Annotated in this window: 1 protein-coding gene; it reads right to left on the reverse strand. The window is 70.8% G+C overall.

The window, feature by feature from the left end:
* The coding region (locus ON23_RS24345; RefSeq protein ID WP_051043256.1) for a non-ribosomal peptide synthase/polyketide synthase at positions 1-15,110 on the reverse strand (15,110 nt) is incomplete at its 3' end.
* Positions 15,111-15,119 lie beyond the last annotated feature (9 nt).

The raw sequence follows: 15,119 nt of genomic DNA on the forward strand, positions 1-15,119 counted from the left end.
ACCCGGTGCGAGGTGATCGACACGGCGGTTTCGGTGGGGCCGTATAGATTGAACAACGTTGCGCCGCTGCGGCTTGCGAACTGCCGCGCCGTCGACTGCGGCAGCGCCTCACCGATCGCGAGAACCGCTCGCAGTGTCTGCGGCAGGGCGGTCTCGTCGGCCAGCAGCATGCCCAGCAGCGAGGGCACCGTGAACAGCACGCTGATCCGATGCCGCCGCATGAGCTCGCGCAGGTGGTCGGGATCGCGTTCGCTGCCCGGCTCGCTGATCACCAGGGCTCCGCCGCTGACCAGCACGGACCAGAACTCCCAGACCGAGAGGTCGAAGGTCGCGGGCGTCTTGAGCAGCGTTCGATCGGCACCGTCGATACCGAATTCGGCACGCAGCCAGAGCAATTGGTTGACGATAGCGCCGTGCGAGACCGCCACGCCCTTGGGGCGTCCGGTGGATCCGGAGGTGAACACGACATACGCGGTGTTCGACGGCCGCAGCGGCGCGAGCCGATCGGCAGCGGTGACCGGCGTTCCCGGCTGGTCCGACAGATCCGTACCGGGATCCACCACCGCGATGTCGTCGCCTACCCCCGGCACCGCACCGCTGCCCAGCACGCACACCGGCCGCGCGGTCTCGACGATATGCGCGATCCGGTCGGCCGGATGGTCGGGATCGATCGGCACGTAGGCGCCGCCGGCCTTGGCGACCGCGAACATGGCGATCACCAGCTCGGCCGAACGGCTCAGCGCCAGCACCACATTCGTCTCCGGGCGCACACCGAGGCCGATGAGGTGGCGGGCCAGCCGGTTGACCCGGGCGTCGAAATCTCGATAACTCAGTTCGGCGCCGCCCTCGTCGATCAGCGCCACCGCCGCGGGGTTCGCGGCGACCCGGGCGTCGACCAGATCCACCAGCGTCGCCTCGGGAACCTCCCGCGCCGTCCGGTTGCAGTCCTCGATCAGGAACCGGTACTGCTGCTCGCCGAGCAGATCCAGATCGCGGATCCGGGTCGCGGGGGCGGCGGCCACCGCGTGCAGGACGCGGCTCACCTGGGCGGCGATCCGCTCGGCGGTCTCGGCGGTGAACAGATCGGTCGCGTAGCCGAGTGCCAGCTCGATGCCCGCCGGTGTCCCGGTCTCGGTGTGGTGGTCGACGGCGAACAGGTGCAGATCGAATTGCGCGATCTCGCTGTCGGATTCGACCTCGGTGACGGCCAGGCCCGGTAGTCGCAGGGTGGCGCGATCGTGGTTCTGGAACGACAGGCCCACCTGCACCAGCGGATGCCGGGCGGTCGAGCGGCGCGGATTCAACACCTCGACGAGGCGTTCGAACGGCACATCGGTATGCGAGAGGGCGGCGATATCGGCCGCCCGCACGGCGTCGAGCAGGGTGTCGAAGGAGGCGTCCACGTCGACCGCGGTCCGCAACACGACGGTATTGACGAACATGCCGATGACCTCGTCCAGTGCGGCGTCGTTGCGTCCCGCGACGGGCGTGCCCACCGCGATGTCGCCGGTGTCGCACAGCCGGGCCAGCACCGCCGCGAAGGCCGCGTGCACGACCATGAACACCGTGGCGCCGGCGCCACGGCCCAATCCGGCCAGCCGCCGGTGCAATTCGGCGTCGACGGCGAATGCGACGCGGCGGCCGCGCAGGCTCTGGCGGGCCGGACGGGGCCGGTCGGTCGGCAGATCGAGCTGATCGGGCAGGCCGGCCAAGGTTGCGCGCCAGAACGCGAGCTGCCGGGCGGCCACCGATTCGGCATCGTCCTCGGCCCCCAGCAGGCGCTTCTGCCACAGGGCGTAATCGGCGTACTGCACCGGCAGCGGCGACCAGCCGGGCCGGTCGCAGCGGACCCGGGCCTCGTAGGCGCGCATCAGATCGGCGGCGAACGGCACGATCGAGGAGCCGTCGGCGCAGATGTGATGCAGTACCGCCGCCAGCACATGCTCGTCCGGGGCGAGTTCGAAGACCCGAACCCGCACGGGCACGTCGGCGGTGACGTCGAATCCGGTGCCGAACAACTCCCGGATGCGTTGCGGCAGAGCGTCTTCGGTGACCGGTTCGGCCGTCGCGTCGATGTGGACCCGTTCCGCCGGCAGGATCACCTGGGCCGGTTCGCCGCCGATCTCGGGGTAGACGGTACGCAGCGATTCGTGCCGCGCCACCACATCGTGCAGCGCCGCGCCGAGAGCCTGCCGGTCGAGGTCGCCGGACAGGCGCAGTGCCAGCGGAATGTTGTAGGCGGCCGACGTGCGGTCGAACCGGTTGAGGAACCACATCCGCTGCTGGGCCGGCGAGAGCGGCAGCCGGGCCGGACGCTCACCGGCGGCCAGGGCGGGCCGGGCGCCGCCGGACAGCGCCGCCACCGCGAGGTCGGCGACCCGCGGATTCTCGAACAGCGTGCGTACCGGGACGCTCACGCCGAGCGCCGCGCCGATGCGGGCGACGGCCTTGGCCGCCGAGAGCGAGCTACCGCCGAGGGCGAAGAAGTCGTCGTCGGCACCCACCGCGCGCTCGGTGTCGAGATCGCCGAGCACCTCGGTGAACACATCGGCCACGATCTGCTCGGCGGCGCTCGCCGGCCGGCGGTAACCCACCGTCTCGAACACCGGCGCCGGCAGGGCGCGCACATCGAGTTTCCCGTTGACGGTCAACGGAATTCGATCCACCGCGACCACCGCCGCGGGAACCATGTGCTCGGGCAGCCGCTCGGCCACCGTGCGGCGCACCGCCGGCACGTCGAGGCCGGCACCGACCACATATCCGACGATCCGGGCTTCGGCCCCGTCGTCCGCGCGCACCACCACCGCGGCCTGGGCCACCGAATCCGCGGCCAGCAGGGCGGCCTCGATCTCGCCGAGTTCCACCCGGAAGCCACGCAGGTTCACCTGCTGGTCGGCGCGACCCAGATATTCGAGGTCACCGGTCGCGGTCCACCGCGCCAGGTCGCCGGAGCGGTAGGCGAGCGAACCCGCCGTCCCGTAGGGGTCGGCCACGAATCGCCCGGCGGTCAGGCCGGGCCGCCGCAGATATCCGCGGGCGAGCTGTCCACCGGAGACGTAGATCTCGCCCGGCACGCCCACCGGAACCGGCCGCAGCCGCGAATCCAGCAGTCGCACGGTCAAACCCGGTAGGGCGCCACCGATCACGCCGGCCGCGCCGGTGCGCGCGTCGATCGGCCGGAACGACACATGCACCGTGGTCTCGGTGATGCCGTACATGTTGATCAGCCGCGGTGTGTGCGGATACCGCGCGAGCCAGTCCCGCAGCCGCGCCGGCTCCAGCGCTTCGCCGCCGAAGATCACACAGCGCAGCCGGTAGTCGGCCGGAGCGTCGGCGAGATCCGCGCTCATCAGCTGGTAGAACGCCGAAGGGGTCTGGTTGAGGACCGTCACGCCCTCGGCGATCAACAGCTCCCGGAACTGCTGCGGCGACCGGGAGGTGAAGTAGTCGACGACGACGATCCGGCCGCCGTGCAGCAGCGCACCCCACAGCTCCCACACCGAGAAGTCGAAAGCGTAGGAGTGGAACAGCGTCCACACGTCGGAGCGGTCGAAGTCGAAGCGCTCGCGGGTATTGTCCAGCAGCCGAATCACATTGGCGTGCGGCACCTGCACGCCCTTGGGACGGCCGGTGGAACCGGAAGTGTAGATGACGTAGGCGGTGTTGTCCGGGCGCAGCGGCGAGCGGCGCTCGGCATCGGTGATCGGCGCGGTGTCCAGCTCCTCCCAGGACACGGTGCCCAGGTCGATCACCGGTCCGTCGAACCAGCCCCGGGCCGCGCCGTCCACATCGGTGATCGCGCACACCGGCCGGGCGTCGGCGAGGATGTACTCGATCCGGTCGGCGGGGTAATCGGGATCGATGGGCAGATAACCGGCGCCGGATTCGACGACCGCGAGGAGTGCGACGATCAGGTCCGCCGAACGCGGAAGCGCCACGGCCACCAGCGTTTCCGGGCCGGCGCCGGCCGCGATCAGCCGCCGGGCGAGGCCGCGGGCCCGATCCGCGAGTTCGCCGTAGGTGAGGGTGGCATCGCCGGCGCGCACCGCGACCGCCGTGCGGTCCGCGTGCGCGGCCGCCGCGAAACGCTCGGCGATGGTGGTCGTTTCGGCGCGGCCGGCGCCGCTGACGGACCATTCGTACAGCGCGCGCTGCTGTTCCTCGGCACTGAGCAACTGGATGTCGCCGACCACGACGGTGTGATCGTGGCTGACCGCCGCCAGCACCTGCTCGAAGCGCCGCGCCAGCTCCGCGATCGTGGACGCGTCGAAAAGGTCGGTGGCATAGGTGATCTCGACCGACATTCCGCCCGCGCGGCCGTCGTCGTCGATGGACTCGACCAGCGTGAACTGCAGGTCGAACGCGACCGCCGCCGCGTCGACCGCCTCCGGCGTGACATGCAGTCCCGGCAGCTCGACCTCGGGCAGGGTGAAATTCTGGAAGGTCAGCGCCACCTGGAACAGCGGATGGCGGCTCGCGGTGCGGGCCGGCGCCAGCATCTCCACCACCTGCTCGAACGGCACGTCGACCTGCGATAGAGCTGAAATGTCTTGGGCGCGAACGGTATCGAGCACGGTGTGGAAGTGCTCGCGACTGTCGATCTCGCTGCGCAACACGATGGTGTTGACGAACATGCCGACCATCGGGTCCAGCGCGGCCTCGCCGCGCCCGGCCACCGGGGTGCCGATCGCGATGTCGGAGGTGCCCGACATGCGCGACAGCAGCACCGCCAGCGCGGCATGCACCGTGCTGAACAGGGTGGTCTCGTGTTTGCGGGCGAGCTCACCCAGTTCGCTGTGCAGATCGGAGTCGATCTGGAAGCGGTGGCTGCCGCCGCGATACGACGGCGTCGCCGGACGCGGACGGTCGGTGGGCAGTTCCAGCTGTTCCGGCAGTCCGGCGAGGCGGGTGCGCCAGAATTCGCGCTGGCGGGACAGTTCGGATTCCGGATCGGCCGGATCGCCGAGAACCTCCGCCTGCCACAGCGTGTAGTCGCGGTACCGCACCGGCAGGTCCCGCCAGTCGGGTGCGTGCCCGGCGCGGCGTGCGGCGTATGCGGTCGTCACATCGGCGGCCAGCGGACCGAGGGACATGCCGTCTGCGCAGATGTGGTGCAGGACCAGCAGCAGCACGTGGTGCTCGCCGGACAGCGCGAAAAGCTCAGCGCGCAAGCCGGTCTCGGCGGTGAGGTCGTATTCGGTGGCGCAGATCCCGGCGATGCGCTCGGCCAGCGTCTGCTCGCTCACCGCGGCCACGCGCAGCGCCGGGATGTGCGCCGCGGCGGGCTCGACGACCTGCACCGGTCCGTCCGCGGTATCGGGGTAGCGGGTGCGCAGCGTCTCGTGCCGCTCGACGACATCGGCCAGGGCCGCGCGCAGGGCATCGACATCCAGATCGCCGCGCAACCGCAGTGCCAGCGGGATGACGTCGACCGCGGCCGCCGTCCGTTCATCGGCGCGATAGCGATTGAGGAACCAGATCCGCCGCTGCGCCGCCGAGAGCGGCACCTGCTCCGGGAGAGCGCGCGCGGTCAGCGGGGCGCGTGCCCCGGTACCGGCGCGCAGCTCGGCGCGCGCCGCCAGCTCGGCCACCGTGGTGGCCTCGAACAGCAGGCGCACCGGCAGCTGGGTGTCCAGGGCGGCGCCGATGCGGGCCAGCACCTGGGTGGCGAGCAGCGAATTGCCGCCGAGCTCGAAGAAATCGTCGTCGCGGCCCACCCGCTCGGCGCCGAGCACCTCCGCGAAGACCTCGGCGACCACGGCTTCGGCCGCCGTCGCCGGGGCGTGGTATTCGCGCGCCTGCCAGACCGGATCGGGCAGGGCGCCGCGGTCCAGCTTGCCGGAGCCGTTGAGCGGGAACGCGTCGAGGACGACGTACGCCGCCGGGAGCATATAGGCCGGTAGTCGCCGCGCCAGTGCGGCTTTCACCGCGTCGACATCGATTCCGGCACCGTCGGCGGGCAGCAGGTACGCGACCAGCCGATCGCCGATCTGCGGGTCGTGGCGGACGACCACCACGGCCCGATCGACCTCGGGCACGGCGGTGAGCGCCGCTTCGATCTCCCCCAGTTCGATGCGCAGGCCGCGCACCTTGATCTGAAAGTCCGTGCGGCCCAGATACTCCAGTTCACCGCGAGCGTTCCACGCGACCAGGTCGCCGGTGCGGTACAGCCGCTCCCCGGCGCCGAACGGATCGGCCACGAAACGTTGCGCGGTGATGTCGGGGCGGCCGAGATATCCCTCGGCCAGTTGCGTACCGGCCAGGTACAGCTCTCCGGCGACGCCGACCGGCACCGGACGCAACCGCCCGTCCAGCACGTACAGCCTCGTGTTGAACACCGGGCGGCCGATCGGCACGGTCGTGGTGTCGGTGTCGACGACCTCGTGGTGGGTGACGTCGACCGCGGCCTCGGTCGGCCCGTAGAGATTGTGCAGTCGCGCACCGGTGGCAGCCCGCACGCGCTGCGCGACCTCCGCCGGCAGCGCCTCACCGGAGGCGAACACCGTCCGCAGCGAACCCGGCCGCGCGTGCGCGAGGAATACCGCGAGCATCGAGGGGACGAAATGCGCCACCGAAACGTGTTCGGCGCGAATCACTTCGGCGAGGTAGGCGGGGTCGCGATGACCGTCGGGCCGGGCCACCACGAGCCGGGCGCCGACCTGCAACGGCCAGAAGAACTCCCACACCGACACGTCGAAGGTCGCCGGAGTCTTCTGCAGGACGACATCGCCGGCGCCCAGTTCGTATTCGGATTGCATCCACACCAGCCGGTTGACGATCGCCCGGTGGCTCACCGCCACACCCTTGGGCCGGCCCGTCGACCCGGAGGTGAACAGGACATAGGCGGGATGTCCCGGCAGTAGCGGTCGCAGCCGGTCGGCGTCGGTGAGCGGCGCCGACGAGTAGTCACCGGTATCGAACAGGTCGATGTCGAGGACGGCGCAGTGACTGACCAGACCGCTCGTATCGAGGTCGAGTCCGTCGGTGGAGCGGGTCAGGACGCACACCGGCCGCGCGGTGCGCAGCACGTCACCGGTGCGGCGGGCCGGGTGGTCGGGATCGAGCGGCACGTAGGCCGCACCCGCCGCGACCACCGCGTACATGGCGACGACCAGGTCGTCGCTGCGGCGGATACCCAGTGCCACGCTGCGCCCGGGGCCGACGCCGATGGACACCAGCAGCCGCGCCAGTCGATTCACCCGCGCCGCGATCTCGGCATAGGTCCATTCGGCGCCCTCGAAACGCAGCGCGACGGCGTCGGGGCTGCGGCGTGCCTGCTCGGCGAACAGATCGGCCAGCGTGGTCGCGGGCACCTCGTGTCCGGTGTCGTTCCACGTCACCAGGGTCTGTTCGCGTTCGGCGGCCGACATCGGTTCGATATCGCCGACCGGCCGTTCCGGCTGCGCGACCAGGGCTTCGAGTACCAGGCGGAACCGCCGCGCGAATCCCGCGATCGTGGGTTCGTCGAACAGGTCCGTCGCGTATTCGAAGACCGCGGTCAGGCTGCCGTCCGCCTGTTCCTCGGCGGTCAGTTGCAGGTCGAATTTGGCTGTGCCGGAATCGAGTTCGAGCGTCGTCGCGCGCAGACCCGGCAGCCGTGGTGCCCCGGCGGCGGCTTGGCGCAGATCCAGCATCACCTGGAACAGCGGATGCCGGGCCGCCGAGCGGATCGGGTTCAGCACCTCGACCAGACGCTCGAACGGGACGTCGCGGTGGGCGAAGGCGCGCAGGTCGCCGTCGCGCACGGAGTCGAGCAGCGCGGTGAACGAGGACTCGGGCGCGACGTCGGCGCGCAGCACCAGCGTATTGACGAACATGCCGACCAGATCGTCGAGCGCGGCCTCACCCCGGCCGGCGATCGGCGTACCGATCGCGATATCGCGCTGCCCGGACAGTTTCGCCAGTACCACCGCGAAGGCGGCGTGCAGCGCCATGAAGAAGGTGGCGCCGGTCCGCTCGGCGTGGGTACGCAGCGCGGAGACGGTCTCGGCGGGCAGCGCGAAGCGGTACCGGGCACCGCGGCCCGTCGCCGTCGCCGGCCGCGGCCGATCGCCGGGCAGGGCCAGCACATCGGGCAGGCCCGCCAGCTCGCCTGCCCAGAACCGGATCTGTTCGGCGATGGGCGAATGCGGATCGTCTTCGGAGCCCAGCACGGCCCGCTGCCAGAGCGCGTAGTCGGCGTACTGCACCGGCAGCGGCAGCCACTGCGGCGCGCGACCGGCCGTCCGCGCGGCATAGGCCTGCATCAGGTCTCGCGTCAGCGGCGCGATCGACCAGCCGTCCGCCGCGATGTGGTGAACAGAAACAACGAGCACGTGCACGTCGGGGGCGCAGCGCAGCAGTGCCGTCCGGATCGGCGCCTGGTCGCGCACCACGAAGGCGACGGCCGCCTCGGCCCGCAGCCGCCGCGGCAGTTCGTCCTCGTGCACCGGTCGCGGCGTCAGGTCGACCACCACGTCCGCCGGATCGAGCACGTCCTGGTAGGGCACCCCGTCGACGGCGGGATAGCGGGTTCGCAGGGCCTCGTGCCGTGCCAGCACATCGCGGACCGCCGCGGCGAGGGCGGTGATGTCCAGCGCCCCCTGCAGCCGGATGGCGGTGGTCAGATTGTCGACCGCGGACTCGGTGTCGAACTGGTTGCGGAACCACATCCGCTGCTGTGCGTAGGACAGCGGCAGCGATTGCGGCCGCGGCCCGGCGGTCAGCGCACGGTGGCGGCGCGGGGCCGAATCACCCAGTCGCCGGGCGAGATTCGCGACGCCGGAATTCTCGAACAGCAGGCGCACCGGAACCTCGCGGTCCAGCGCCTCGGCCAGCCGTGCCGAAACCTGGGTCGCCACCAGCGAATTGCCGCCGAGGGCGAAGAAGTCGTCGTCGAGTCCGACCTGTTCGACACCCAGTACACCGGCGAAGACCGCCGCGACCGCCTTCTCCTCGGCGCTCTCCGGCGCCCGGAACCGTTCGGCGGCCCACACGGGGTCGGGCAGCGCCGCGCGATCGAGTTTGCCGGAGGCCGTGAGCGGCATGGCCGCCAGCGCGACGTACGCGCTCGGCACCATGTACGAGGGCAGCCGATCCCGCAGCCGGCTCTCGGCGAGGGTCTGCGGATCTCCGTCGCACACCACATACGCCACCAGCAGATCACCGGCCCGATGCCGGTACACCCGCACCGCGGCGGCGTCGATGCCCGGCGTGGCGAGCAGTGCCGCCTCGATCTCACCCAGTTCGATGCGCTGGCCCCGCACCTTCACCTGGAAGTCGCTGCGCCCCAGGTATTCCAGATCGCCGTTACGCAAGCGGCGTACGAGGTCGCCGGTGCGGTACATGCGCGCGCCGGCGGCACCGAACGGATCGGCCACGAATCGCTGGGCGGTCGCGCCGGTCCGCCCCTGGTAACCGCGGGCGATCTGCGCTCCGGACAGGTACAGCTCGCCGACCACCAGATCGGGGACCGGCCGCAGCTGCCGGTCGAGCACCAGAACATGACTGTCGCGCACCGGTTTACCGATCGGCGCCGGGCCGGCGTGGTCGGGCGCGATCGGTGCGTGGGTGGCGTGCACGGTGAATTCCGTGGGCCCGTACAGATTGTGCACCGCGGCATCGCTCACCGCGGCGAACGCGCGCACCGCCGCACCGTTGAGCGCCTCGCCGGCGACGAGAACACAACGCAGCGTGTGGATATCGGCCGGTGCCACGCTGTTCGCGAAGGTCGCCAGCATCGACGGTACGAACGAGGTCATGGTCACGGCGTGCCGGGCGATCGTCGCGGCCAGATAGGCGGTGTCGCGGTGCCCGTCCGGGGTGGCCACCACGAGCCGCGCTCCGCTGGTCAGCGGCGCGAACAGCTCCCATACCGAGACGTCGAAGGTGGCCGGGGTCTTGAACAGCACCACGTCCCGCTCGTCGATCCCGTACTCGCCGGTGATCCAGGCGATCTGGTTGTCGAGCGACGCACGCTGGACGGCAACACCTTTCGGCGTGCCGGTCGATCCGGAGGTGAAGATGACGTACGCGGTGCCGGCCGGGCGCACCGGGGCGAGCCGGTCGGCGTCGGTGAGCGGGCGTCCGGACAGGCCGTCCAAGTCGAGCGCATCGATCGCGATCTGCCGGACGTCGAGATCGGGCGCGTCCCCGGCGGTCAGCATGCACACCGGCGCGGCGGTGTCGGCCATCTGCCGCAATCGGGCGGTGGGCTGATCCGGGTCGACCGGCACGTACGCACCACCGGCGGCCAGTACGGCGTAGGCGCCGATCACCAGCTCGGCGGAGCGGCGCATACCCAGGACGACCAGCGATTCCGGGCCGACGCCCGCGCCGACGAGATGCCGCGCCAGGCGGTTGATCCGGGCCGACAGCTCGGCATAGGTGTAGTGCCGCTCGCCGTCGACCACGGCGACCGCGCCGGGCCGCAGCAGCACCTGCCGCTCGAACGCGGCGAGCACGCCGGGGGCGGATTCCTCGGCGGCGCGACGGCCGGATTCGATCGCGCGCCGCAGCTCGGCCGCATCGAGCAGCGGCAGCTGCCCCACCGCGCGGGTGGGCTCGGCGACCACATGGGCGAGCAGTTGCCGCCACCACCGCGCATAGCCCGCGATGGTGTCCGGCTCGAAAAGATCTGTGGCGTAGGTGAATTCCGCCGTGATCCCCGCCGGTGCCGGACCTTCCCCGGGACCGGCACCGGCGAAGCTTTCGGTGACCGTCAGTTGAAGGTCGAACTTGGTCACCGCCGTGTCCAGGGTACTCGTCCGCACGGACAATCCGGGTAACTCGACGGCGATGTCCTGAGTGTCGGCCACACCCAGCATCACCTGGAACAACGGATGCCGGGCCTGCGATCGGACCGGGTTGAGCGCCTCCACCAACTGTTCGAAGGGCAGATCGGCGTGGGCGAAGGCACCCAGATCCGCAGCCCGGACCCGTTGCAGCAGAGCGGTGAACGGTTCGTCGGCCGCCACTCGGGTGCGCAGCACCAGCGTGTTGACGAACATGCCGATCAGATCGTCGAGTTCGCGGTGGCCGCGACCGGCGACCGGGGTGCCGATCACGATGTCCTCGCCACCCGAGATGCGCGCGAGCAGTGCGGCCAGCGCGCCGTGCAGCACCATGAAGGTCGAAACACCCTGGGCGCGCGCGAGTTCGGCGATCGCCGTGTGCAGGTGCGCGGGAAGGTCGAAGCGGTAGGTGGCGCCCCGGCCGGCGGCCACCGCGGGCCGCGGCCGATCGGCGGGCAGGTCCAGTTGGTCGGGAATTCCCGCCAGCGTGTGCGACCAGTAGCCGAGCTGCTGCGCGGCCAGGGAATCGGGATCTTCGGAATTGCCCAGCCGATCCCGTTGCCACAGCGCGTAATCGGCGTACTGCACCGCCGGCGGCGCCTCGACGGCGTCGACTCCCGATCGGCGCAGGGTGTAGGCCGCGGCCACATCCCGTGCCAGCACCGGCAGCGACAGTCCGTCCGCGGCGATGTGGTGCAGCACGATCGCCAACGCGACATCGTCGGCAGCGAGCTCGAAAATGACCGCGCGCAACGGGATTTCGGCGGTCACGTCGAAGCCACGTGCGGCCAGCCGGGCCAGCTCGGCGTCGAGTCCCTCCGCGGCAACGGTTTCCACCGCGAAGGTTTCCGGACCCACCTGCTCGGCGGGAAGAATCTGCTGGCGCGCCACGAGGTCGTCGTCCGCGGGGAAGACCGTGCGCAGCACCTCGTGCCGGGCCACCACATCGGCGAGGGCCGAGCGCAGGGCGTCGGTATCGACCGCACCGGTCATCCGGACCACGAACGGCATGTTGTAGCCGGCGCTGTCCTGCTCGAAGCGGTTGAGGAACCAGATGCGCTGCTGCGTGGGCGACAGCGGCAGCACCCGCGGACGCGGCCCCGCGACCGGACCCGCGCTCTCGTGCATGTCCTCGGTTTCGAAGGCGCGGTCGATCAGCTCGGCCAGCGCCTCGACCGTGGTGGCCTCGAACAGTTCCCGCACCCCGAGCGCGCAGCCGAGATCGGCGTTCAGTCGCGCCGCCACCTGCGTCGCGACCAGCGAATTGCCGCCCAGGGCGAAGAAGTCGTCGTCGAGTCCGATGCGCTGACGGCCGAGCACCTCACCGAACACCTCGGCGACGGCCCGCTCCGAGACCGACTGCGGCCGACGGTACCGTCCGGCGGTCCGTTCGGGCGCGGGCAGCGCGGCCCGATCGAGTTTGCCGGAGGCGTTGACCGGCAGCGATGCGAGCAGCACGTAGGCCGCCGGCGCCATATAACCGGGCAGCTCGCGCGCGGCCGCGCTGCGCACCCGCGCCACGTCGACCGCGCCGGCGGTGGTTTCGACCAGATAGGCGACCAGTTGCGCACCGGTCCCGGCATCGTCGCGCACCACGACCACCGCGCGCGCGACCCCGGGCACCGCGCCGAGCACCGCTTCGATCTCGCCGAGTTCGATCCGCAGTCCCCGCAGCTTGACCTGGAAATCGGTGCGGCCCAGATAGTCGATCTCGCCGTCGGCCGTCCAGCGGACCAGGTCCCCGGTGCGATACATCCGCGCCCCGGGGCCGGCCTCCGATTCACTGTCCGCGAACGGATCGGCGACGAACCGTTCGGCGGTCAGCTCCGGCCTCCCGACGTAGCCCCGGGCGAGCTGAACCCCCGACAGATACAGCTCACCCGGAACGCCGACGGGCACCGGCCGTAACCGTGCGTCGAGCACGTACAGCCGGGTGTTGAAGACCGGTGCGCCGATCGGCACACCGGTGGTATCGAGCGGGCCCACCTGATGCGCGGTGACATCGACCGCCGCCTCGGTGGGACCGTACAGATTGTGCAGCCGCGCGCGCGGCGCGACGGCGAGCAGTCGCTGCGCCAGCGGCCCGGGCAACGCCTCACCCGATGCGAACACCGCGCGCAGCGAACCCAACGCGGAGCCGTCGACCACACCGCCGAGGAATGCGGCGAGCATCGAGGGCACGAAATGCGCGACGGTGACCCCGAATTCGGCGATCACCGCACGCAGATAGGCCGGATCGCGATGCCCGTCGGGCGTGGCCAGCACCAGGCTCGCACCGGCCTGCAACGGCCAGAAGAACTCCCACACCGATACGTCGAAGGTGGCGGGGGTCTTCTGCAACACGACGTCGGCGGCGGTGAGCCGGTAGGCGCTCTGCATCCAGACCAGCCGGTTGACGATCGCGGCATGCGTGACCGCGACGCCCTTCGGCCGCCCGGTGGAGCCCGAGGTGAAGAGGACGTAGGCGGGATGCCCCGGCCGCAACGGCGAGATGCGCTCGGCATCGGCGACCGGCCGATCGGACAGTGCCGACAGGTCCAGTTCATCGATATCGATCCATCGGGTGTCGCCGTCACCGTGATCGGCGACGGTGGTCAGCACGCAGACCGGCTTCGCGGTCTCGAGCACGTACCCGGTGCGTTCGGCGGGATGGTCGGGGTCCAGCGGCACATACGCCGCACCGGCCGCCAGCACCGCGTACATCGCGACGACGAGTTCCGGCGAACGCCGAATATGCAGTGCCACCGTGGTTTCCGGCCCGGCGCCGAGCGCGATCAGGTGGCGCGCGAGCCGGTTGACCTCGGCCGCGAATCCGGCGTAGCCGAGGGTCCGCGAGCCGCGCAGTGCGACGGCCTCCGGAGTACGCGCGACCTGACGCTCGAACATCGACACCAGGGTCGCGTCCGCCCCCGCCAGCTCGGCGATGTCCACCTCGGTGGCATTCCAGATCCGGAGGCTGACCTCGCGCTCCAGATCGGTGGTGACCGCCACCGAGGACAGCGGCCGCTCGGGATCGAGGTCGACCAGCCGCTCGAGGAACCGGACGAAACGCGCGTGATGGCGGGCGATGTCGTCGGCGCCGTACAGATTCGGGTTGGCCTCGAAGTCCACGTGCACCCGGTCGCTGTCGCCGTAGTAGACATTGAGGCTCATATCCTCGACCGGACCGGTCGAGAGCACGTGATAGCGGCCGACGGTATCGCCCAGGGTCAGATCGCTGCGGAACAGCATGATGTTGGCCAGCGGCCCGAACAGCGCGCGCCGGGTGGCCCGGCCTTCCATGCCGGCGTCGCGGCGGATGTCCTCGTGCCGATAGCGCTGATGCCGCAAGGCCCCGGCGACCTCGACCCGGGTCTGCTGCAGTAGTTGCGCCCAGGTGGCGTCACCGACCCGCAGTCGCAGCGGGACGATATTGGAGAGCATGCCGGCCGAGCGCCGCATCACGGCGGTCGTGCGGGCGGTGACCGGCAGGCTCAGCACCGCCTCGTCGCGACCGGTGAGCCGGGCCAGATAGGTCGCGAAGGCGGCGAGCAACACCACCGCGGCACTCGAATCATGCGCCGCCGCAAGGTCGTTCATCCGGGTGACGACCTTGTCCGGCAGGCGGCGGCCGTGCACCAGATTTCCGGCCGCACGGGGTGCGGTGCGGCCGTTGAGGGTGGTCGCGCCGTCCAGGTCGCATACCCGCTCACCCCAGTACTGCCGGTCCGAGCCGAATCGGGTGCTGTCGCGGTAGCCGCGTTCGCCCTCCACCAGCGCTTCGAGGCTGCCCGCCTTGGCCGGTTCGGGTTCGCTGCCGCGCAGCTCGGCGGTGTAGCGCTCGGCGACGCGCATGGTGTTGGTCAGGGCGCCGAATCCGTCGAGAACGATGTGGTGGGCGCGCAGATACCAGAACCATCGCCGCTCGCCGACCCGCAGCACGGCCCCGGCGAACAGCCGGTCCGTCAGCAGATCCACCGGACGCGTGTAGTCCGCGCGCATCCACTCGTGGGCGGCGGCGACCGGATCGGGAGCATCCCGCAGATCGACCGGCACGATGTCGACGGGGAGGCGCGGGTCCACGCACTGATACGGCTCGCCGTCGGTTTCGCCGAGCCGCACCACCGTGGACCCGAACTCGCGCGCCGCGTCGACCGAGACCTTTTGCAGGACTTCGACATCGAGGTCGCCGTGCACGTCGACGTACTGGGCGATATTGATCGGAGTCCCGGGGTCGAGCAGCTGGGCGTACCAGACTCCGAGCTGCGCCGGTGTCAACGGGAACGGCGACGGATCCGACGTGGTCTCGGCACCGTGACATTCCCCCGGACCGAATCCGCTCAACTCCGAACCCTGCACCAGAGCCTC

The organism is Nocardia cerradoensis NBRC 101014 (assembly GCF_000308535.1).
GTDB classification, from domain to species: Bacteria; Actinomycetota; Actinomycetes; order Mycobacteriales; family Mycobacteriaceae; genus Nocardia; species Nocardia cerradoensis.